This is a genomic window from Lelliottia nimipressuralis (assembly GCF_004115925.1).
Lineage (GTDB): Bacteria > Pseudomonadota > Gammaproteobacteria > Enterobacterales > Enterobacteriaceae > Enterobacter > Enterobacter nimipressuralis.
This window is the reverse complement of record NZ_SDDX01000001.1, coordinates 386,919-408,775: the sequence shown is the minus strand read 5'-3', so window position 1 is coordinate 408,775 and position 21,857 is coordinate 386,919. Positions and strand designations below refer to the sequence as shown.

25 protein-coding genes and 1 other annotated feature are annotated in these 21,857 nt (G+C 55.3%); of the genes, 9 read left to right on the top strand and 16 right to left on the bottom strand.

Features of this window, described 5'->3' with window-relative positions; genetic code table 11:
* Window positions 1–19: 19 nt before the first annotated feature.
* From hemP to ETG88_RS01950, 6 genes are all read left to right on the top strand, one after another.
* Complete coding sequence (gene hemP / locus ETG88_RS01975) at window positions 20–208, top strand: hemin uptake protein HemP (RefSeq protein WP_129034428.1); 189 nt, start codon at window positions 20–22, stop codon at window positions 206–208.
* Window positions 209–287: 79 nt separating this feature from the next.
* Window positions 288–2,273: a TonB-dependent hemoglobin/transferrin/lactoferrin family receptor gene (locus ETG88_RS01970; RefSeq protein WP_129034427.1), complete on the top strand. Its 1,986-nt coding sequence runs from the start codon at window positions 288–290 to the stop codon at window positions 2,271–2,273.
* Between the two features lie 47 nt (window positions 2,274–2,320).
* Window positions 2,321–3,349 (top strand): hemin-degrading factor, encoded by a 1,029-nt coding sequence (locus ETG88_RS01965; protein ID WP_129034426.1) that lies wholly within the window; start codon window positions 2,321–2,323, stop codon window positions 3,347–3,349.
* Complete coding sequence (locus tag ETG88_RS01960; protein WP_129034425.1) at window positions 3,346–4,167, top strand: heme/hemin ABC transporter substrate-binding protein; 822 nt, start codon at window positions 3,346–3,348, stop codon at window positions 4,165–4,167. The genes ETG88_RS01965 and ETG88_RS01960 overlap by 4 nt, the downstream gene beginning before the upstream one ends.
* The gene (locus tag ETG88_RS01955) at window positions 4,167–5,159 is read left to right on the top strand and encodes a FecCD family ABC transporter permease (protein ID WP_129034424.1); all 993 of its coding nucleotides are present in this window, start codon (window positions 4,167–4,169) and stop codon (window positions 5,157–5,159) included. Before ETG88_RS01960 ends, ETG88_RS01955 begins: the two co-directional genes overlap by 1 nt.
* Window positions 5,152–5,931 (top strand): heme ABC transporter ATP-binding protein, encoded by a 780-nt coding sequence (locus ETG88_RS01950; protein WP_129034423.1) that lies wholly within the window; start codon window positions 5,152–5,154, stop codon window positions 5,929–5,931. The genes ETG88_RS01955 and ETG88_RS01950 overlap by 8 nt, the downstream gene beginning before the upstream one ends.
* On the opposite strand, the gene selO is transcribed toward ETG88_RS01950, so the two are convergent.
* The 14 genes from selO to thrS all read right to left on the bottom strand — a co-directional run bounded on the left by selO (window position 5,928) and on the right by thrS (window position 18,503).
* Window positions 5,928–7,370 carry a protein adenylyltransferase SelO gene (gene selO, locus ETG88_RS01945; protein ID WP_129034422.1) on the bottom strand — a complete coding sequence of 481 codons (1,443 nt, stop codon included), beginning with the start codon at window positions 7,368–7,370 and terminating at the stop codon, window positions 5,928–5,930. The genes ETG88_RS01950 and selO overlap by 4 nt on opposite strands.
* 61 nt (window positions 7,371–7,431) lie before the next feature.
* The gene (locus ETG88_RS01940) at window positions 7,432–8,145 is read right to left on the bottom strand and encodes an EAL domain-containing protein (protein ID WP_100780470.1); all 714 of its coding nucleotides are present in this window, start codon (window positions 8,143–8,145) and stop codon (window positions 7,432–7,434) included.
* A gap of 285 nt (window positions 8,146–8,430) precedes the next feature.
* Window positions 8,431–8,895 carry a C40 family peptidase gene (locus ETG88_RS01935; protein ID WP_129034421.1) on the bottom strand — a complete coding sequence of 155 codons (465 nt, stop codon included), beginning with the start codon at window positions 8,893–8,895 and terminating at the stop codon, window positions 8,431–8,433.
* A gap of 74 nt (window positions 8,896–8,969) precedes the next feature.
* The gene (btuD, locus tag ETG88_RS01930; RefSeq protein ID WP_129034420.1) at window positions 8,970–9,725 is read right to left on the bottom strand and encodes a vitamin B12 ABC transporter ATP-binding protein BtuD; all 756 of its coding nucleotides are present in this window, start codon (window positions 9,723–9,725) and stop codon (window positions 8,970–8,972) included.
* Entirely contained in the window at window positions 9,725–10,276 is a 552-nt protein-coding gene (locus ETG88_RS01925) for a glutathione peroxidase (protein ID WP_129034419.1), read from the bottom strand. The genes btuD and ETG88_RS01925 overlap by 1 nt, the downstream gene beginning before the upstream one ends.
* Window positions 10,277–10,311: 35 nt before the next feature.
* Window positions 10,312–11,292 carry a vitamin B12 ABC transporter permease BtuC gene (gene btuC, locus ETG88_RS01920; protein WP_129034418.1) on the bottom strand — a complete coding sequence of 327 codons (981 nt, stop codon included), beginning with the start codon at window positions 11,290–11,292 and terminating at the stop codon, window positions 10,312–10,314.
* A 101-nt stretch (window positions 11,293–11,393) separates the two neighbouring features.
* Window positions 11,394–11,693 (bottom strand): integration host factor subunit alpha, encoded by a 300-nt coding sequence (gene ihfA / locus ETG88_RS01915; RefSeq protein ID WP_003857805.1) that lies wholly within the window; start codon window positions 11,691–11,693, stop codon window positions 11,394–11,396.
* 4 nt (window positions 11,694–11,697) lie between these two features.
* Window positions 11,698–14,085, bottom strand: coding sequence for a phenylalanine--tRNA ligase subunit beta (pheT, locus tag ETG88_RS01910; RefSeq protein ID WP_100780475.1), 2,388 nt, complete (start codon window positions 14,083–14,085; stop codon window positions 11,698–11,700).
* A gap of 15 nt (window positions 14,086–14,100) precedes the next feature.
* The gene (pheS, locus tag ETG88_RS01905) at window positions 14,101–15,084 is read right to left on the bottom strand and encodes a phenylalanine--tRNA ligase subunit alpha (protein ID WP_100780476.1); all 984 of its coding nucleotides are present in this window, start codon (window positions 15,082–15,084) and stop codon (window positions 14,101–14,103) included.
* A 40-nt stretch (window positions 15,085–15,124) separates the two neighbouring features.
* Window positions 15,125–15,248: a sequence feature (Phe leader region), on the bottom strand.
* Entirely contained in the window at window positions 15,199–15,243 is a 45-nt protein-coding gene (gene pheM / locus ETG88_RS01900; RefSeq protein ID WP_001386830.1) for a pheST operon leader peptide PheM, read from the bottom strand. Its footprint overlaps the feature before it by 45 nt.
* Window positions 15,249–15,323: 75 nt before the next feature.
* Window positions 15,324–15,680, bottom strand: a complete 357-nt coding sequence (gene rplT, locus ETG88_RS01895; protein WP_012017122.1) for a 50S ribosomal protein L20 — start codon at window positions 15,678–15,680, stop codon at window positions 15,324–15,326.
* 54 nt (window positions 15,681–15,734) lie between these two features.
* The gene (gene rpmI / locus ETG88_RS01890) at window positions 15,735–15,932 is read right to left on the bottom strand and encodes a 50S ribosomal protein L35 (protein ID WP_001124225.1); all 198 of its coding nucleotides are present in this window, start codon (window positions 15,930–15,932) and stop codon (window positions 15,735–15,737) included.
* A 96-nt stretch (window positions 15,933–16,028) separates the two neighbouring features.
* Entirely contained in the window at window positions 16,029–16,571 is a 543-nt protein-coding gene (infC, locus tag ETG88_RS01885; protein ID WP_071818735.1) for a translation initiation factor IF-3, read from the bottom strand.
* 3 nt (window positions 16,572–16,574) lie between these two features.
* On the bottom strand, window positions 16,575–18,503 hold the full coding sequence (gene thrS / locus ETG88_RS01880; RefSeq protein WP_100780477.1) for a threonine--tRNA ligase: 1,929 nt from the start codon (window positions 18,501–18,503) through the stop codon (window positions 16,575–16,577).
* Between the two features lie 314 nt (window positions 18,504–18,817).
* Between thrS and yncL the strand changes: the two genes are divergently transcribed.
* Window positions 18,818–18,910: a stress response membrane protein YncL gene (gene yncL / locus ETG88_RS01875; RefSeq protein ID WP_102103511.1), complete on the top strand. Its 93-nt coding sequence runs from the start codon at window positions 18,818–18,820 to the stop codon at window positions 18,908–18,910.
* A 68-nt stretch (window positions 18,911–18,978) separates the two neighbouring features.
* Complete coding sequence (gene yniD / locus ETG88_RS01870; RefSeq protein WP_100780479.1) at window positions 18,979–19,089, top strand: small membrane protein YniD; 111 nt, start codon at window positions 18,979–18,981, stop codon at window positions 19,087–19,089.
* A 197-nt stretch (window positions 19,090–19,286) separates the two neighbouring features.
* Here yniD and ETG88_RS01865 read toward each other — a convergent pair whose 3' ends face one another.
* On the bottom strand, window positions 19,287–19,520 hold the full coding sequence (locus tag ETG88_RS01865) for a YdgH/BhsA/McbA family protein (protein WP_100780480.1): 234 nt from the start codon (window positions 19,518–19,520) through the stop codon (window positions 19,287–19,289).
* Between the two features lie 266 nt (window positions 19,521–19,786).
* Window positions 19,787–20,545, bottom strand: a complete 759-nt coding sequence (locus ETG88_RS01860) for a DUF481 domain-containing protein (protein WP_100780481.1) — start codon at window positions 20,543–20,545, stop codon at window positions 19,787–19,789.
* 293 nt (window positions 20,546–20,838) lie between these two features.
* Here ETG88_RS01860 and pfkB point away from each other — a divergent pair, with 293 nt between their 5' ends.
* Window positions 20,839–21,771 carry a 6-phosphofructokinase II gene (gene pfkB, locus ETG88_RS01855; RefSeq protein ID WP_129034417.1) on the top strand — a complete coding sequence of 311 codons (933 nt, stop codon included), beginning with the start codon at window positions 20,839–20,841 and terminating at the stop codon, window positions 21,769–21,771.
* Window positions 21,772–21,857: the final 86 nt, after the last annotated feature.

The following is a 21,857-nucleotide window of genomic DNA, read 5'->3' as shown; positions in this document are numbered from 1 at the left end:
ATTGTTATTTATAAACACTATGTCACGCATTACTAACAGCACGGCAACGCGCGAACAAGAAGACACACAGCCAAAACCTGCTCCCCTGGAACGTCGCATCGACAGCAAGACTCTGCTGGGTGACGAGGGGCGGGTCATTATTGAGCATGACGGCCAGCACTACCTGCTGCGCCAGACACATGCCGGAAAACTGATTCTCACTAAATAAACAATACCCAAACTATTCGCCAGCCACCCAGGTGATCCCCAGGCAGCCAGCGCTTTCGATTTCCAAATGGAGAGTTGCTATGCCATACCTGCATTCCGCGTCTTTGCGCCCCTCGCTGCTGGCGCTGGCCGTTGTCAGTGCCCTGCCGGGCGCTGCGTTTGCCGCCTCAGAAGAGATGACCGTCACCGCCACGGGTAACGCCCGTAGCACCTTTGAAGCGCCAATGATGGTCAGCGTGATCGACGCGACCTCCCCTGATAAACAGACCGCCAGCTCTGCCGCCGACCTGCTGCGCAATGTCCCAGGCATTACGCTCGACGGCACAGGGCGCACCAACGGTCAGGACGTGAACCTGCGCGGTTACGATCGCCGTGGCGTGCTGGTGCTGGTGGATGGCGTGCGTCAGGGGACTGACACCGGCCACCTGAACAGCACCTTCCTCGATCCTGCGCTGATCAAACGTATCGAAGTGGTACGCGGCCCGTCTGCCCTGCTCTACGGCAGCGGCGCGATGGGCGGCGTGATCTCCTATGACACCGTCGATGCCAAAGATCTGCTCGAAAACGGTAAAAACAGCGGCTTCCGCGTCTTCGGCACTGGTGCCACGGGCGATCACAGCATTGGCTTGGGTGCCAGCGCGTTTGGTCGTACCGATACGCTGGATGGCCTGGTGGCCTGGTCCAGCCGCGATCGCGGGGATTTACGTCAGAGCGACGGGTCCACCGCGCCTAACGACGAATCTATCAACAACATGCTGGCGAAAGGCAGCTGGAAAATCGACAGCGCCCAGACCCTGGGCGGTGCCCTGCGCTACTACAATAACGCCGCGCAGGAGCCTAAAAACCCGCAGACCCTCGATGCGGATGACAGCAGCAACCCGATGACCGACCGTTCCACCATCCAGCGCGACGCTCAGCTCTCTTACGCTCTCGCGCCGGAGGGGAACGACTGGCTGAATGCCAACGCGAAAGTGTACTGGTCCGAGGCACGTATTAACGCCCAGAACGTCGACCGCACCGCTGAATTCCGCAAGCAGACGACCAAAGGCGGGAAAGTCGAGAACCGCACGCGCTTGTTCACCGACTCCTTCGCCTCGCACCTGCTGACCTACGGCGGAGAGTATTACCGTCAGGAGCAGAACCCAGGCGGATCTACTACCGGCTTCCCGGACGCGAAAATCGACTTCAGCTCCGGCTGGCTGCAGGACGAAATCACCCTGCGCGACCTGCCGGTGACCCTGCTCGGCGGTACGCGCTATGACAACTACCGTGGCAGCAGCGACGGTTACGAAGATGTGGATGCAGATAAATGGTCATCCCGTGCGGGCTTAACCGTGACGCCAGCCGACTGGCTGATGCTGTTCGGCTCCTACGCGCAGGCGTTCCGCGCGCCGACGATGGGCGAGATGTATAACGATTCCAAACACTTCTCCATCGGCAGCTTCTACACCAACTACTGGGTGCCAAACCCGAATCTGCGCCCGGAAACCAACGAAACGCAGGAGTACGGTTTTGGCCTGCGCTTTGACGACCTGATGCTCGCCAACGATGAACTGGAGTTCAAAGCCAGCTACTTCGACACCAAGGCGAAAGATTACATCTCCACCACCGTCGACTTTGCGGCCGCCACCACCATGTCCTATAACGTACCCAACGCCAAAATCTGGGGCTGGGACGTGATGGCGAAATACTCGGCTGATCTGTTCAGCCTGGATATGGCCTACAACCGCACGCGCGGGAAAGACACCGATACGGGCGAATACATCTCCAGCATTAACCCGGATACCGTCACCAGCAAACTGAACGTTCCGGTGGCGCAAAGCGGTTTCTCCGTGGGCTGGATCGGTACCTTCGTCGATCGCTCCACGCACATCAGCAGCTCATACAGCAAACAGCCTGGCTACGCGGTGAATGACTTCTACGTCAGCTATCAGGGTCAGGAGCAGTTGAAAGGCGTCACCACCACGCTGGTGCTCGGCAACGCCTTTGACAAAGAGTACTGGTCCCCGCAGGGCATCCCGCAGGATGGACGCAACGGCAAGATTTTCGTCAGTTATCAGTGGTAATCACCTTGCCCCGGCTCGCCGGGGCGCTTATCTGGAAGGAAGAGACAATGAATCACTACACACGCTGGATTGAGCTAAAAGAACAAAACCCTGGCAAATACGCACGCGACATCGCCGCCATGATGGGCATCAGCGAAGCTGAACTGACCTCCGCACGCGTGGGCCACGACGCCTGGCGCCTGCACGGTGAAGTGCGTGAGATCCTCAGCGCGCTCGAAGCGGTAGGCGAAACCAAGTGCATTTGCCGCAACGAATACGCGGTACATGAGCAGGTCGGAAGCTTTACCAATCAGCATCTCAGCGGCCACGCCGGGCTGGTGCTGAACCCGGGTGAGCTCGATCTGCGCCTGTTCCTGAATCAGTGGGCCTACGTGTTCCACATCAGCGAAGCCACCGCGCGCGGCGAACGCCAGAGCATTCAGTTCTTTGACCATCAGGGCGATGCGCTGCTGAAGGTCTACACCACCGACAACACCGATGTCTCTGCGTGGGGTGATGTTTTGACCCGCTTTATCTTTGCCGATAACCCGCCGCTGGCGCTGAAAGCCGCCGACGCAGTGGCTCACGCCGCTGAAGTGGACGGAAATACGGTGGACAGCGAATGGCGGGCGATGACCGACGTGCATCAGTTCTTCAGTCTGCTGAAGCGCCATAACCTGAGCCGTCAGCAAGCGTTCCGCCTGGTCGGTGACGATCTGGCCTGCAAAGTGGATAACAGCGCGCTGGGACAGTTGCTGGAAACCGCGCGTCAGGACGGCAACGAGATCATGGTCTTTGTCGGTAACCGTGGCTGCGTGCAGATCTTCACCGGCGCCGTGCAAAAACTGGTCCCGATGAAAGGCTGGCTGAACATCTTTAACCCTACCTTCACCCTGCATCTGCTGGAAGAGACCATCGCCGAGACCTGGGTCACGCGTAAACCGACCGCCGACGGGCACGTCACCAGCCTGGAGCTGTTTGCCGCAGACGGTACGCAAATCGCCCAGCTTTACGGCCAGCGCACCGAAGGCCAGCCGGAACAAACTCAGTGGCGCGCACAGATCGACGCGCTGGCGCCAAAAGGGCTGGCCGCATGAGAAAACTGCTTGCCCTGATTGTCGCGCTGCCGCTTACGGCTTTTGCCGCAGCGCAGGAGAAAATTGTCTCGCTGGGCGGTGACGTGACGGAGATTGTCTACGCCCTGGGCGCAGAGTCATCGCTCGTCGCCCGCGACAGCACCAGCCAGTGGCCGCAACCGGCCACAGCGCTGCCGGACGTGGGCTATCTGCGTCAGTTGAACGCCGAAGGGATTCTGGCGATGCGCCCGACGCTGGTGCTGGCAAGTGCGCAGGCTCAGCCGTCGCTGGCGCTCAAACAGGTCGAGCAGAGCAATGTCCGGGTCGTCACCGTGCCGGGCAGTAACGATCTCAGCGTCATCGACGAAAAGGTGCGAGTGATTGCTGAAGCGACCCATCGCATTGAGCAGGGTGATGCTCTGCGTAAAAACCTGCGTCAGGCACTGGCGGCGCTGCCGTCCTCATCGCTCAATAAACGGGTGCTGTTCATTCTCAACCACGGCGGGATGACCGCCATGGCGGCGGGCCAGCAGACCGGCGCGGATGCGGCGATCCGCGCCGCCGGTTTGCAGAATGCGATGCAGGGTTTTGCGCGCTATCAGCCGCTTTCGCAGGAGGGTGTGATTGCCAGCCAGCCGGATCTGGTGGTGATTTCGCAGGATGGCGTGAGCGCGATGGGTGGCGAAGACAATCTCTGGAAGCTGCCAGGTCTGGCACAAACCCCGGCGGGTAAAAATAAGCAGGTATTGCAGATTGACGATATGGCGCTGCTCGGGTTTAGCGTGCGCACGCCGCAGGCGATTCAGCAGCTGCGCGACAAAGCGGAGCAACTCCCCTGATGCCTCGCCGGATCATCCTCTCCCTGTGGGGGCTGGCGTTGACGCTGGCGCTGATGACGCTGGTGGCGACCGGTTTTGGCGCGTTGCGCCTGCCGGTCACCCTGCTGTGGAACGGCACCGATGACGCGCTGCGCCAGATCTGGTTCACCATTCGCCTCCCCCGCGTGCTGCTGGCGCTGGTGATTGGCGGATCGCTGGCGCTGGCAGGCTGTGTGATGCAGGGGCTGTTTCGTAACCCGCTCGCCGACCCCGGTCTGCTGGGTATCAGCAGCGGTGCAGCCTGCGCTGTGGCGCTGTGGGTGGTATTGCCCGTGACGCTGCCGGCGCTGCTGATGCTTTACGCTCCGATGCTGGCGGCGTTTCTCGGCGCGCTGGCGGCGACACTGGTCATTTTTCTGCTCAGCCAGCAGCGTGACAGCTCCCTGTCGCGGCTGCTGCTGGTAGGCATTGCCATCAACGCCCTGTGCGGTGCGGCGGTTGGCGTGTTGTCGTGGGTCAGCAATGATGCGCAGCTCCGCCAGTTGTCCCTGTGGGGGATGGGCAGTCTGGGGTCGGCACAGTGGTCGACGCTGCTGGCTGTCACCTCACTGATGATCCCGACGGTGCTGATTATCTGGCAGTTAGCGGGTGCGCTGAATTTGCTGCAGTTGGGCGACGAAGAGGCGCACTACCTGGGGGTGGACGTGCGCGCGGTGCAGCGTATTTTGCTGCTGTGCAGCGCGTTGCTGGTCGCCTCTGCGGTCGCCGTCAGCGGCGTAATCGGCTTTATCGGTCTGGTGGTTCCGCATCTGATGCGTATGTGGCTGGGATCGGATCATCGCGCGGTGATCCCCGGTTCGGTGCTGGCGGGCGCATTTTTACTGCTGATCGCCGACACTCTCGCCCGGACGGCCGTCGCCCCTGCGGAGATGCCGGTCGGCCTGCTGACCAGTCTCCTTGGCGCTCCCTGGTTCCTGTGGCTCATATTCCGTCGCGGAGGACAGCATGGCTGAACAATTTAGCGCGCGGGCGTTGACTTACCGTACAGCAGACAAGACCGTGATTCGTGAGGTGTCGCTCTCCCTGGAGCCGGGTGAACTGGTGGTGCTGATCGGCCCTAATGGCGCAGGGAAATCGACGCTGCTGCGTCTGCTGACCGGCTTTCTGAAACCCGCGTCGGGAGAGTGCGTGCTGAACGGGAGACCGCTGGCGGCCTGGAGTACGCAGACGCTGTCCCGCCATCGCGCGGTGATGCGCCAGCAGACCCAGCTGGGCTTCGACTGGCCGGTTGAAGCGGTCATCGGCATGGGACGTGCGCCCTGGACGCCGCAGCCGGAAGGCGCAGTGATCCATCAGGTGATGCAGATAACCGGCTGTCTGCCGCTGGCGGGAAGGCGTTACGCCTCCCTGTCGGGCGGTGAGCAGCAGCGGGTGCAACTCGCCCGCGCCCTGGCGCAGTTATGGTGCGACGGCGCGCCGCGCGGCTGGCTGTTTCTCGATGAACCGACCTCGGCGCTGGACCTTTATTACCAGCAGCATTTGCTGCGCCTGATGAAATCCTTAACCGCACAGGGCGATCTGCACGTCTGCGTGGTGCTGCACGATCTCAATCTGGCCGCCCTGTGGGCCGACCGGATTGTGTTATTGCACGAAGGAGAGATTGTGTCGCAGGGGTCGCCGGAAAGCGTGTTGCGCGCCGGGGATCTGGCGCGCTGGTACGGGGCGCAGGTGCACGTGGGCCAGCATCCGGTGAATGCGGCCCCACAGGTGTTTCTCGCGCCTTAGCTTGAACAGCTCACTTCCAGCCGCTTGCCCCAGTCCGGTGGGCGGCTGACATAATCATCGCTGCGATCCGCATACGGCGTGCGTAGGGCATCGTGCAGACGGTGCAGCTCTGCGTAGTCCCCCTGCTCTGCCTGTTCAATCGCCCGCTGCGCCAGCCAGTTGCGCAGAACCATCGCCGGATTAACGGCTTTCATCTGCGCCTGACGGGCGTCGTCCTGAATTTCCTCGCGCTGCAAGCGCTCACGGTAGGTGCTAAACCAACCGTCAAAAGCCGCTCTGTCGATAAACTCATCTCGCAGCGGCGAGGCTGCACTCTGCTGTTCCGTCTGGCTCAGCATGCGGAAAGTACGGGTGTAGTCGCTACCCTCTCGGGCCATCAGCGCAAACAGCGCATTCAGAATATCGTTATCGCCCTTCTCCTGCGTCGTCAGCCCCAGCTTGCGGCGCATCAGCTTGCCGTATTCTTGCATCAGAACCTCCTGATAGAGATCCAGCGCATTGTTCAGGGCTTCCACATCAATAAACGGCGACAGAGACTGGGCGAGGCGCTGTAGATTCCACAGGCCCACCGCAGGCTGGTTTTCAAAGCTGTAGCGCCCCTGATGGTCTGAGTGATTGCAGATAAAATCTGGCTGATAGTCATCAAGGAAACCGTACGGGCCGTAATCCATGGTCAGGCCCAGGATCGACATGTTATCGGTGTTCATCACGCCGTGGGCAAAGCCGACGGTTTGCCAGCAGGCCATCAGCGACGCGGTGCGCGCCACGACATCACGGAACCAGAGGATGTATTTGTCCGCGTCATCCTGCCACTGCGGCCAGTGATGACGAATGACAAAATCTGCCATCTGGCGGACTTTTTCCGGCTCGCGGCGATAGTAGAAGTGCTCGAAATGGCCGAAGCGGACGTGGCTTTGCGCGATACGCATCAGCATCGCGCCCGGCTCGTAGGTTTCGCGGGCAATCTGCGTATCGCTGGTCACGATGGATAAGGCGCGCGTGGTAGGAATACCAAGCGCATGCATCGCTTCTGAGGCGAGACTTTCGCGGATCGTCGAGCGCAACACCGCGCGTCCGTCGCCCATGCGGGAATATGGCGTGAGTCCGGCCCCTTTCAGGTGCCAGTCGACGGTCTGGCCGTTCGCAAGCTGCTGTTCACCCAGCAGAATGCCGCGACCGTCGCCGAGCTGACCGGCCCAGACGCCAAACTGATGACCGCTGTAGACCTGTGCCAAAGGCTGCATGCCTGGAAGCAGCGCTTCGCCGCCCCAGACGCCAGCGCCGGTCGCGGGCTGGAATAGCGATGGCGGAATGCCTAACTCGCTGGCAAGGCTGTCGTTATGCCAGATGAGCCGGGCGTTGGTCAGCGGCGTTGGATTAAGTGCGGTGTAGAAATCTGGCAGTTCATCGTGCCAGTGAGCAGTAAAAGACAGGGTCATAAGTCCTCCTGCCTCTAGTGTAGAGGGTTTACCCGTGCTTAAACACGGGCGAATGGCAGGGTTATCGTTGAACGAGCGTGGTGACCTGACTCGCGGGGACTGCAGACCACAAATTCCCCTGCATGGCACTAAAACGGAAAGGCATCACCCGTCGCAGAACCTCTTCATCATCCACTCCCGCGATCATCACCGACAGGCAGTACGGCGAGATCTGTGCAAGGATCGCGCGCATAAATGGCTCGAAGGAAAACTCCGCGACACGCTGCTGGATAAACCCTTTATCCAGCGCAACACGGGTAAACAGCCCGTCAAAAATGGCTTTATTCGACGCGGCACCGGCGCCGTAGTCGGCCAGCACCATCGGGAAATGGATCGCCATTCTTGCCAGCATAAGATCATCTTTGCCGTTATTTAAACCGGGATAATTCTCATTAACCGTGAACTCAAGAAAAGGATAACGATCTAATATTGCCCCGGCATTTCGGTCCGTTAAAAGATACTCACTAATGACCGGCGTAATATTTATCCATGCAATAAGCTGATGCTGCACAAAAAAAAGTTTGCAGGAATCCAGCAGGTCGAGTTTCTCTTTAAACAGCGTTAACTCGTCTTCTGCAGTGAGATGAGGCTTCACCAGCTCAGTGGGGATGCGGACGTCAGACCCCACGCTAACAAAGTTAGCCAGGATCTCTAAACCCTGTAGCTCCCCTGCGATATTGCGCGCCGGGAGTAATAACAGTTCAGATTGATAAGGATTATTCAGGGTGACAATCATAGAGCCTGCCCCGCGTTAACGACGATATCTTGCATCCTGGAGCAACGGCTAAAACAATTCAACTTTATTGATTTTAATAGAGTTAATTTCATTCTTTCCTTTTATATTTTAAGATTTTTCCCTCAATCTAAAAATAATCTTATCCTGGATATCAAATAATATCCAGTATTCACGAATTCAGGGACTTACAGAATTAATTAATGTTACGTAATGTATCAAAACAGCAATGAGTCAGAAAACAGCGCGACTTAACCAAAATCGCGCTTAAGAAAGAAGAGAGTGCGGCTATATACGGCGCGCCTGCCAGAAGTTTTTCCGCCAGTAAACATTATCTAAGGAAGACCTCATCACACCGCGACTGGTCGAGGCGTGAATAAACTGGTTGTCGGTATCATAAATGCCAACATGTAAGCCAGTTTCTCCCGACCCCGTTTTAAAGAATACCAGGTCACCGGGAAGCAGATCGTCTTTGTCTATTTCAGTGCCAATTTTAGCCTGCGTGCGTGTATCGCGCGGGAGTTGCAGATCGAATTTATCGCGGAATGTCATCAGCACAAAGCCAGAGCAATCCACCCCGCCCCGGCTCATGCCGCCATAGCGATAGGGTGTCCCGCGCCAGTTTTGCAACTGATCGTTCAGGTTGGCTATCACGGTTATTGAATCCGATAACCGTGGATTAGGGGGTGGCGCACGATGGCTACTGCATCCTGCAAGTAATAACATGCCCACGATCAGAAACCAGAATCGCATTTCCAGACGAATCCTCTGCTTTTTTTGTCCTCTCCGTAATTTAGCCTGTGATTACACAACCTTGCAAGAAACGCTTATTCCTGGACGGTAGAAATCAACATTCTGTGCCCTTCGATGTCCAGCCGACGGAAAGGCATCCCGTATGCTGTCGCCAGATTGGGCGGTGTAAGCACGGTGTCACGCGGGCCGCTGGCGAGCAGTTTTCCGCGCGCCAAAAGCCAAACGCGATGGGCGTGACGCAGCGTATGGTTCAGGTCATGGCTGCTCATCACCACGGCAATGCCCTTGCCAGACAGCAGGCTGAGCTGCTTATCCAGCGCCGCCTGCTGGGCGACGTCCAGACTGCTCATCGGCTCATCCAGCAGCAGCAGACTACCGTGCGGGTTTCCCGCCGGATGGATTTGCAGGATCACCGCTGCAAGCCGCACGCGCTGCCACTCCCCGCCGGAAAGCTGGTTGACGTTGCGCGTAAGCTTATCAGTCAGCCCAAGCGCTCCGGTGAGGTCATCCATAAGTGATGACGAGGATTTATCATGCTGATGCAGCGCGAGATAGTGCCAGACAGGCATGGCGAAGGGCGGCGTTTGCTGTTGCACCAGATAACTTCGCCGGTGCGCCAGCGACACAGGCGACCATTCATGAAGAGAATGCCCGTGTAAAATGATATCGCCCTCGCCTGACGTCAACCCGGCCATCCGCGCGAGCAATGTGCTTTTCCCGGCACCGTTTGGCCCCACGAGGTGCACGATCTCACCCGCGTGGATTTCCGCGCTGACCGGTTCCAGTCTTCCCTTCTCCGCGACGCCCGCGAGCTGCATCAGCTGAGTCATTACTTCGCTAGCGCCAGTTTAATGGACTCCATGACGATCGGATCTTCCGGCGTCATATCTGGTGCAAAGCGCTGCACCACCTGACCATCGCGGCCAATCAGGAATTTTTCGAAGTTCCACAAAATATCGTCTGGATAGAGCGGAGCGCGCCCTTTGCTCGCCATCCGCTCGTAGAAACCGCTGCCTTCCGGCGCGACGGCAGCAGGCGCTGCGGCGACCAGTTTTTCATACAGCGGATGGCGGTTTTCGCCGTTGACGTCGATTTTGCTGAACAGCGGGAACGTTACGCCATAAGTGGTGCTGCAAAAGGTTTTGATCTCGTCTTCGCTGCCCGGCTCCTGACCCAGGAACTGGTTGCAGGGGAATCCGAGGACCACAAATCCGTCTTTTTCCCAGGCTTTCTGGATGTTCTCCAGCTGTTCGTACTGCGGCGTCAGACCACATTTCGAGGCGACGTTGACCACCAGCAGAACCTTACCTTTGTAACTTTCAAGCGTCGTGTTTTCGCCATCAATGGTCGTGACTTCGGTATTCAAAATATCGTACTGCATAGCGTCCCCTTAGATTGTCTTACGGTTGGGCGGATCTAACGTCCGGCCTTTAATAGTAGCCAGATAAATACGGGCGCGCCCAGTGTTGCGGTCACGACCCCGATCGGCAGCTCGGCGGCACTCATGGCCAGGCGGGCAATAATATCGGCAATCAGCAGCGTTGCCGCGCCTGCGATGGCGGCGGCGGGCAGTAAAGTACGATGATCGGTAATCCCACCGAGGCGCAGCATATGGGGAATCACCAGGCCAATAAAACCTATGGCCCCGGCCAGCGCGACGCTGACACCAACCATCCAGCCGATAGCGACCACCAGCACATTGCGCCACAGGCCGATCGACAGGCCCAGCTGGCGGGCAGAGATCTCACCCAGCGCCAGCATGTTTAGCGGTTTCGCCTGGAAAGCGGCCCACAGTATCGCCGGAAACAGCAGCGCCATCAGCCAGCCCTGTCGCCAGTCCACGCCGCCAAAACCGCCCATCATCCAGTACATCAGCTGGCGCAGATCGAATGAGGTGGAGAAATAGACCGCCCAGGTCATTAAGGCGCTGCAGATAATCCCCAGCGCGACGCCGGCCAGCAGGAGACGGCTGGTCGATAAATGCCGTCTGGCGAAGCGCAGTAAAATCACGGTGATAAGCAGCGCACCGGCGATGGCGCTAAGGCTCACGCCCCAGCCAGAAAGACTTCCACTGCCCAGCATCGTAGCGGCGATAAGGCCGACGCCTGCGCCATTGGAGACGCCGAGCAGCCCCGGTTCCGCCAGTGGGTTTTCAAATAAGGCCTGCATGATGGTGCCACACAGCGCCAGCGCCGCACCAACCAGCACGACGGCTACCGTACGCGGCAGGCGAATTTGCCAGACAAACAGTTTGCCCTGATCGCTCAACCAGTGTTCTGGCCCGATCCACTGCTCTCCGGCGCACAGACTCACGGCAAAAATGGCGAGCAGAATTGTCATCAGTGCCAGCAGCCAGCGCAGATCGGAACGGTGTTGTTGACGGGCAAAATCGAGCATGGGTTCGGTTTTCGTGTGAGTGATGGTATTGATTTTACGGTGGGTATGCCTTCGCGCAAAGAAAAAAGGCCGCGATTGCGGCCTTTTTGGGTTAGTTCATATTACTCTGCTTTGGGCGTTGCGTTTTCGACACGGCTTTTTAACTTCTGGCCGGGTCTGAAGGTCACCACGCGGCGGGCTGTAATGGGAATATCTTCCCCCGTCTTCGGGTTACGACCCGGACGTTGGTTTTTGTCTCGCAAATCAAAATTGCCAAAACCGGAGAGTTTTACCTGCTCACCATTTTCCAGAGCACGACGGATCTCTTCGAAAAATAGCTCTACCAGCTCTTTGGCATCCCGTTTGCTAAGCCCAAGCTTATCAAACAGATATTCTGACATTTCAGCTTTTGTAAGCGCCATAGGTTCAATCCCTCAATGATGCCTGGAATCGCTCTTTTAATGCCTCTACACATCTGGCAACGGTAGCGGCAATCTCCTCTTCTTCGAGTGTACGGCTGGTATCCTGAAGGATAAGGCTAATAGCGAGGCTCTTAGAACCTTCTGCTACGCCCTTGCCGCGGTACACGTCAAATAAGTTTACGCCAACTACCTGATTTACGCCAACTTTCTTACATTCGGCCAAAATATCTGCTGCGGGCACATTTTCAGCGACCACAACGGCGATATCGCGGCGGTTCGCCGGGAAGCGCGAAACGTCCTGAGCCTGAGGAACCACGCGGTCTGCGACCTTGTTCCACTCCAGCTCAAACACCATGGTGCGGCCATTCAAGTCCAGTTTGCGTTCCAGCTCAGGATGAACAACACCAACGAAACCAACGCGTTCACCGTGTAAATAAATGGCAGCGCTCTGGCCCGGATGCAGGGCTGGAATGGCTTCTGCGCGGAACTCAATTTCAGAAAGTTTACCGGTCAGTTCGAGAACTGACTCCAGATCGCCTTTCACATCGTAGTAATCAACGCTGTTTTTGGTCAGATCCCAGTGCTCTTCATAGCGGTTGCCGCAGATAGCGCCAGCCAGCATCAGATCCTGACGGATACCGAGATTTGCCTGGGTATCAGGCACAAAGCGCAGACCGGTTTCGAAGATACGTACGCGGCTCTGCTGACGGTTCTGGTTATACACGATGGTGCCAAGCAGACCGGTCCACAGAGAGAGGCGCATCGCGGACATTTCGCTGGAGATCGGGCTTGGCAGAATCAGGGCTTCCTGACCTGGGTGGATCAGCTGCTGCAGTTTCGGATCCACGAAGCTGTAGGTGATCACTTCCTGATAGCCTTTGTCATTCAGCATGGTTTTCACACGCTTCAGGGACAGGTTGGCTTCGCGATGGGTGCCCATCATCAGGCCGGCCTGTACAGGCTCGTCAGGGATGTTGTTGTAGCCGTAAATACGAGCCACTTCTTCCACCAGGTCTTCTTCGATTTCCATATCGAAACGCCAGCTTGGTGCAACGGCCTGCCACTGGTCCTGGCCTTCGGTAACCTCACAGCCCAGACGGCGCAGGATATCACTCACCTGCGCATCCGCAATGTGATGGCCAATCAGACGATCCAGCTTGCTACGACGCAGCGTGATAGTCGCACGCTGAGGCAGCGCAGACTCATTGGTCACATCAATCACTGGACCCGCTTCACCGCCGCAGATATCGATCAGCAGGCGAGTGGCACGTTCCATCGCTTTGTACTGCAGTGCCGGATCAACACCGCGCTCGTAGCGGTGAGAGGCGTCCGTATGCAGACCGTGGCGACGCGCGCGGCCGGTAATGGACAGCGGGCTGAAGAATGCACACTCCAGCAGAACATTTTGCGTATCGTCGTTAACGCCAGAGTGCTCGCCACCGAAGATGCCGCCCATGGCCAGCGCTTTGGTGTGGTCGGCAATGACCAGCGTATCGGCATTCAGTTTGGCTTCGCTGCCGTCCAGCAGAACCAGCGTTTCACCCTCTTTCGCCATACGCACGACGATCCCGCCTTCGATACGATCTTTATCGAATGCGTGCATCGGCTGGCCGAGTTCAAGCAGAACGTAGTTAGTCACGTCAACCACCGCATCGATAGAACGAATTCCGCAGCGACGCAGTTTTTCTTTCATCCACAGCGGGGTTGGCGCTTTGACGTTGATGCCTTTAACCACACGGCCAAGGTAGCGCGGGCAGGCGTCAGCAGCTTCGACCTGAATCGGCAGCGTGTCGGTGATGGTTGCCGCAACGGGTGCGATGTCCGGCACGTTCAGTTCGGTCTGGTTCAACACCGCAACGTCGCGCGCCACGCCGATAATCCCTAAGCAATCGGCACGGTTTGGCGTCACGCTGATTTCGATGGTGTTGTCATCCAGCTTCAGGTATTCGCGGATGTCAGTGCCAATCGGGGCATCAACGGGCAGTTCGATAATACCGTTGTGATCGTCGGAAATACCCAGCTCGGAAAACGAGCACAGCATGCCTTCTGACGGCTCGCCGCGCAGTTTGGCTGCTTTAATTTTGAAATCGCCCGGCAGAACCGCGCCGACAGTGGCGACAGCCACTTTCAGACCTTGTCGGCAGTTTGGTGCGCCGCAGACGATATCCAACAGACGCTCGCCGCCAACGTTCACTTTTGTCACGCGCAGTTTGTCGGCGTTAGGGTGCTGGCCGCACTCGACCACTTCACCGACAACCACGCCGTTGAATGCGCCGGAAACCGGCTCAACGCCGTCCACTTCAAGGCCAGCCATGGTGATTTGGTTAGAGAGCGCTTCGCTGTCGAGCGTGGTGTTCACCCATTCGCGTAACCACAGTTCACTGAATTTCATTGTTCTGTCCTGCCCTTATTTAAACTGTTTGAGGAAACGCAGATCGTTTTCGAAGAATGCGCGCAAATCGGTCACGCCGTAACGCAGCATAGTCAGACGCTCCATGCCCATACCGAAGGCGAAGCCGGAATAGACTTCCGGATCGATACCCACGTTACGCAGGACGTTTGGATGCACCATGCCGCAGCCAAGCACTTCGAGCCATTTGCCGTTTTTCCCCATCACGTCCACTTCCGCAGAAGGTTCGGTGAACGGGAAGTAGGACGGACGGAAACGAATCTGCAGATCTTCTTCAAAGAAGTTACGCAGGAAGTCGTGCAGCGTGCCTTTCAGGTTGGTAAAGCTGATGTTCTTATCAACGATCAAGCCTTCCATCTGATGGAACATCGGGGTGTGCGTCTGGTCGTAATCGTTACGATAGACGCGGCCCGGCGCGATGATGCGGATCGGCGGCTCTTGCTCTTTCATCGTGCGGATCTGCACGCCAGAGGTCTGGGTGCGCAGCAGACGGGTGGCATCAAACCAGAAAGTGTCGTGGTCAGCACGTGCCGGATGATGGCCAGGAATGTTCAGGGCATCGAAGTTATGGTAGTCATCTTCGATTTCCGGGCCAGTCGCCACGGTAAAGCCGAGCTCACCGAAGAAACTTTCAATGCGGTCGATGGTGCGCGTGACCGGGTGCAGACCACCATTCTCAATGCGACGACCCGGCAGGGAGACGTCAATGGTCTCTTCGGCCAGACGGGCATTCAGCGCGGCGCTTTCTAAATCGTATTTGCGCGCATTCAGTGCCTGTTGAACCTGCTCTTTGGCTTCGTTAATCACCGCACCCGCTGCCGGGCGCTCTTCTGGCGGCAATTCACGCAGGGTGGTCATTTGCAGGGTCAGATGCCCTTTCTTGCCCAGATATTCGACGCGGACATTGTCTAATGCGGCAACATCTGAGGCCTGATTAATGGCTGCCGTTGCACTGGCAACCAGCTCTGCGAGATGTGACATGGTTTTCCTCGTTATGTGGCGATATTCATAAGCGGTAGAAACAAAAAAAGCCTCCATCAGGAGGCTTTCTGGCGCTGTTTTTCGTTTCATCTTTCACGCGCAAGCCCCCTGAATTCAGGTGCTAAAGTAAAAGAAGAAGCGGAAAATAGCAGCATTCATGCTTGCGTTACCTTATGTGTTCATTCATCCCGAAGGGGGTGGAAATGAAAGAGGGAGCAAAGCCCCCTCTCTCAACTGGCTTATGCCAGTGCTGCTTTCGCTTTTTCGACCAGAGCGGTGAACGCTAATTTGTCGAATACTGCGATGTCAGCCAGGATCTTACGGTCGATTTCAACAGAGGCTTTTTTCAGGCCGTTGATGAATTTGCTGTAAGAAATACCGTTCTGACGTGCTGCTGCGTTGATACGCGCAATCCACAGTTGACGGAACTGACGCTTACGTTGACGACGGTCACGGTAAGCATACTGACCAGCTTTGATAACAGCCTGGAAGGCAACGCGGTATACGCGAGAACGCGCACCGTAGTAGCCTTTAGCTTGTTTCAAAATTTTCTTGTGACGTGCACGGGCAACTACACCACGTTTTACGCGAGCCATATGTGCTCTCCTGTATCTATTCTAAGTTAAAAAAGGTTAATAAACGTTTACGACTTATGCGTACGGCAGGCACGCGATTACCAGGCCCAGATCGCCTTTGGAAACCATGGCTTTAGGACGCAGGTGACGTTTACGCTTGGTAGCTTTTTTAGTCAGAATGTGACGCAGGTTAGCGTGCTTGTGCTTAAAACCACCTTTACCGGTTTTTTTGAAGCGCTTAGCAGCACCGCGTACGGTCTTAATTTTTGGCATTTTAATAACTTCCACTTCGCATTGTTAATAAACGAAACATAGGCGAACAAAACCTGCGAAGCCCGTAGGCTCCACAGGAATTGCTACTTGAAGGCCTTACTGTTTCTTCTTAGGAGCGAGCACCATGATCATCTGGCGGCCTTCGATCTTCGATGGGAAGGATTCGACCACTGCCAGTTCACTCAGATCGTCACGGACGCGATTAAGCACTTCCATACCGATCTGCTGGTGAGCCATCTCACGACCGCGGAAACGCAGCGTGATCTTAGCTTTATCACCCTCTTCCAGAAAGCGTACCAGGCTGCGGAGTTTTACCTGGTAATCGCCATCGTCGGTGCCAGGTCGGAATTTGATTTCCTTAACCTGAATAACTTTTTGCTTTTTCTTCTGTTCCTTAGAAGACTTGCTCTTTTCATAGAGGAATTTGCCGTAATCCATGATACGACAAACTGGCGGCTCGGCGTTAGGGCTGATTTCGACCAAGTCTACTCCGGATTCTTCAGCTTTTTCCAGAGCTTCTCTCAGACTCACAATACCAAGCTGCTCGCCTTCCAGACCTGTTAAGCGAACTTCTTGCGCGCGAATTTCGCTGTTGATACGATTCGGGCGCGCCGTTTGAACTCGTTTTCCGCCTTTAATACCTTATTCCTCCAGTTGTTGAAGACTGCGGCTGCGAATCTCTTGTCGCAGCTTCTCAATCACTTCACTTACGTCCAGGCTACCCAGGTCTTTACCACGGCGGGTGCGAACGGCAACTTTGCCTGCTTCCACCTCTTTATCACCACAGACCAACATGTAAGGTACCCGACGTAAAGTGTGCTCGCGGATTTTAAAGCCAATCTTCTCATTTCTCAAGTCCGCTTTTACGCGAATGCCCGCATTTTGCAGTTTCTGCGTCAATTCTTTAACGTAATCGGCCTGAGAATCGGTGATATTCATGACCACGACCTGCACCGGCGCGAGCCAGGTTGGGAAGAAGCCTGCAAACTCTTCAGTCAGAATGCCGATAAAGCGTTCGATAGACCCAAGAATTGCACGGTGAATCATTACCGGCACCTGACGCTCGTTGTCTTCGCCCACATAGGAGGCGCTTAAACGCTGCGGCAAGGAGAAGTCCAGCTGGACTGTTCCGCACTGCCATGCGCGATCGAGGCAGTCATACAGTGTAAATTCAATTTTCGGACCGTAGAATGCGCCTTCACCCACCTGATACTCAAACGGGATATTGTTCTCTTCCAGCGCAACTGCCAGATCCGCCTCTGCACGATCCCAGGTCTCGTCGCTACCGATACGTTTTTCCGGACGAGTTGAGAGCTTGACGACGATTTTCTCGAAGCCAAAGGTGCTATACATATCGTAGACCATACGAATACAGGCGTTGACTTCATCACGCACCTGATCTTCGGTACAGAAAATATGCGCATCATCCTGAGTAAAGCCACGAACACGCATCAGTCCATGCAGTGCGCCTGATGGCTCATTACGATGGCAGCTACCGAACTCCGCCATACGCAGCGGCAGATCGCGGTAGGATTTCAGACCCTGGTTGAAGATCTGAACGTGGCCCGGGCAGTTCATTGGCTTGATGCAGTATTCACGGTTCTCAGAAGAGGTGGTGAACATCGCATCTTTGTAGTTGTCCCAGTGGCCTGTTTTTTCCCACAGTACACGGTCCATCATGAACGGGCCTTTCACTTCCTGATACTGGTACTCTTTCAGCTTGGAGCGCACGAAAGTTTCCAGTTCACGGAAGATAGTCCAGCCGTCGTTATGCCAGAAGACCATACCCGGCGCTTCTTCCTGCATATGATACAGGTCGAGCTGCTTACCGATTTTACGGTGGTCGCGTTTTGCGGCCTCTTCCAGACGCTGCAGGTAGGCGCTCAGGGCTTTCTTATCTGCCCACGCGGTACCATAAATACGCTGCAACATTTTGTTGTTGCTGTCGCCGCGCCAGTAAGCGCCAGCGGTTTTCATCAGTTTGAAGTGATGACAGAAACGCATGTTCGGCACGTGCGGTCCACGGCACATGTCGACGTATTCTTCGTGATGATACAAGCCAGGCTTGTCATCATGCGCGATGTTCTCATCAAGAATAGAAACTTTATAGTTCTCGCCACGCTTCACGAAGGTTTCACGCGCTTCGTGCCAGCTGACTTTTTTCTTGATGACATCGTAGTTAGTCTCGGCGAGCTCGTGCATACGTTTTTCGAGCGCGTCGATATCTTCCTGGGTCAGGGTGTGGTCAAGGTCAACGTCATAATAGAAGCCGTTGTCGATCACCGGGCCGATCGCCATTTTGGTGTTTGGCCAGAGCTGTTTGATGGCATGGCCTAACAGGTGCGCACAAGAGTGACGAATGATCTCAAGACCTTCATCGTTCTTCGCGGTAATGATGGAGAGCTGAGCGTCGTTTTCAATCAGATCGGAGGCATCAACCAGTTCACCATTAACACGGCCAGCGATGGTCGCTTTTGCGAGTCCAGGACCAATGTCCAGGGCAACATCCATCGGGCTAACGGCGTGGTCGTAATGGCGTTGGCTGCCATCAGGAAGAGTAATTACAGGCATTTTATATCCTTATTTGCAGTGATGCCCCACACATAAGAGCATATACAAAGAAAATAATCGTATTTTATCAATAGATTGCGAAACCATCTAACCAACAATCGTCAAATTGGCTCGCAGTCTGGAACAGTGACGAATCAGACAAAGGCTGATTTACGTTCTGCACCCTGATGGTAACACTAAAAAAAGGGTGAATGCACCCTCTGCGACCAGATTGATGTCTCTCATACATTTGTATGAGTTTTAGGGGGTAGCGCTCGCAATCCCATTTTGCTGAGCTAATCTTGAACTGGTCCTGACAACGTAAGGGGCGTTACATGAATGTTTCCAGTAGAACTGTAGTGGTACTGAATATTGTTTCAGCAGCGGCGCTGGTCATGATCCTGGCTGATAAGTTTCACTGGTTTTGACCCCCAAGGCTGACACTGCATAACAGCTTTTGATAGACTCACGTTATCAACTGACGAGGGAACGGGTTATGCCAACAAAACGCTTTGCACAAAAACACTGGAAAATGGTGGTGGTATTAATCGCCATCTGCGGTGCGATGCTTTTATTACGCTGGGCAGCAATGATCTGGGGCGTGTAGCGTGCTGGGGTATTAATTCACGTTAGTGACGTGTAGTGAGTAACATGCAGTGGTGCGGCATTTATTAATATGACAGCAATATTGTCCATTCGCCTGTAAGCGCTGTTTCCGACATAAAATAATTTTCAGGTTCGCATAATGCGAAAAACCGGTACATCTTCATCCGGTTTTTTCACTGCTGGCGTGATCCAATAATATTAAGACCACTCACCCGCAACCAGTTTGTGCACATCAAAGGCGTCATTCATTGACTGACCGGTAGACTGAGAGCCCGGCGCGATGTTAGAACCCGCTTCAACATCAGAAGCGCGGGTGATACCGATTTGGTTGGTGGTGTCACTGGCAGGTTGGGTTACTGAATCAGCAGCAAATACACCAAATGACAGTGCGGAGAGCACCATTGCTGCTGCAGCATTTTTGATTTTATTCATAATGATTCTTCTCTATATCTGAATTAATGCAGTACAACGTGAGGCAATTAATGCCTGTATCCACAGTGTAGATCTGGATCACACTTTTGCCTAGTCAATTTATTTATCAAATCGTGTCAAATAAATTGAATGTATATCGCTGAGGGGAATTATGAAGAAATTATGGAGAATAACGCTGAGGTATTAATTTAAAACGCTGTTCAATATTTAATAGCACGCTTTGTTAAAATAAAAATACGGGCCGATAATATATCGGCCCGCGAATATTACATTTTATAGCCTAAAGAAACGGTCGTTCTGCGATCGGTATGTTCTGGTGCGGAAGCCGGTGGCTCCGAGTTCCAGGTCACGTTGTACGCCACTTTTAAACCAAAGTGTTCGTTGATCGCCACGTTCAGCGCGGTTTCAGAGTTCAGTGTCGTATCATCAGCACCAAACACGGAGACGCCCTGGGTAAATTTGGCGTTATCGGTGAACTGCCAGGCATAGGTGCCGGATGCATAACCCAGCGGCTGCGTTTTGGTATCGCCGTCAGTGTACTCGTCGTAACGTACACCCGGACCGAATTCAAAACGGAAGCTGTGGACCGGGCCATTCAGGAACTGACGACCATAACCCGCAGTGAAGACGTCACGCTGGCGATAGCCATTGTAGCGGTCAGTTAACCAGCTTGCCTGGCCGAAAAGATAGTCATAATCCGTCATGTTGTAACGGCTACGGCCACCCACTGCATATTTCTCAGAGGAGCGCTCGTCATTAGATGAGGTGTTACTGGCGTTACCCCACAGGGACCAGGCGGTGGTATTGCCGTACCAGGTCATCGTGGTGTCTGCGGTCAGGGAGGAGCTTTTAGTGTTACCTGATTGCGCCAGATAGCCAGCGTTAAGGTTACCTTCAAACGGTTTCTGCGCAGTGGATGGGTCATCCATGACAGTAAAAACGGTATCGTCAGCGGCTGCGTACATCGAGGCAAACACGCCACCCGCCAGCATCAATGCGGCAGGTACTGTCTTCAAGAGCTTCATTTATAAAGGAGTCCGTACAACAAAAAAAGAGACCATCACGGTCTCGGAAACTTTCTTGAGGATCAATGACAAGGCATCCATAGAAAGGTAACAAATTATAAAAAGGCTCATATAACATAGCAATGATTTCTTATTTCATTTTTTGAATAAGAACGATCTCAAATCGTTAATTAATTCATATTAAAAACGCACATAACGTCTAAACATTTATATTTAAAATCATACTGTTATTTACTTTCCCTTCTCGCCTTTTGTGCCATGCTTACCTGAGCCAATGCTAAAAGGAGGTCACAATGGTCAAGATTTATACACTGACGCTCTCCCCTTCCCTCGACAGCGCCACCCTCACGCCGCAGATTTATCCTGAAGGTAAACTCCGCTGTAGCACCCCCGTCTTCGAGCCTGGCGGCGGGGGTATTAATGTGGCGCGCGCCATTACCCATCTTGGTGGTCAAGCCACAGCGATCTTCCCGGCGGGCGGTGCTACCGGTGAACATCTGGTGGCGCTGCTGGCGGATGAACAGGTGGCCGTCGATACCGTCGACGCAAAAGACTGGACGCGCCAGAACCTGCATGTCCACGTCGAATCCAGCGGCGAGCAGTACCGTTTCGTCATGCCCGGCGCCATGCTCGATGACGATGAATTCCGTCAGCTGGAACAGAAAGTGCTCGCCATTGAAAGCGGTGCCCTGCTGGTGATTAGCGGCAGCCTGCCCCCTGGCGTGCAATGTGAAAAACTGACCCAGCTGATTCGCGCGGCGAAAGACAAAGGCTTGCGCTGCATCGTCGACAGTTCGGGCGATGCGCTGACTGCCGCTCTGGAATCCGGCGGTCTGGAACTGATCAAACCGAACCAAAAAGAGTTGAGCGCGCTGGTCAAGCGCCCGTTAACGCAGCCCGATGATGTTCGCTCCGCCGCCCAGGAGCTGGTGCGCAGCGGGAAAGCGCATCGCGTGGTGGTCTCATTGGGGCCGCAGGGTGCCCTCGCCGTCGATGAAACCGGTTCGGTGCAGGTCGTTCCACCGCCGATGAAAAGCCAGAGCACCGTGGGTGCCGGTGACAGTATGGTCGGTGCGATGACCTTAAAACTGGCGCAAGGCGCATCGCTGCTGGAGATGACGCGCTACGGCGTCGCGGCGGGTAGCGCGGCCACCATTAATCACGGCACGCGCCTGTGCTCCCTCGAAGACACGCAAAAAATCGTGAATTACCTCTCCCAGAGCTAAAAATGGCTTCCCTCCATAACGGAGGGAAGCGCATTAAGTCGCCAAACTGGCGCGATCGGCTATGCTAAGAAAACTTTCAAGATAAC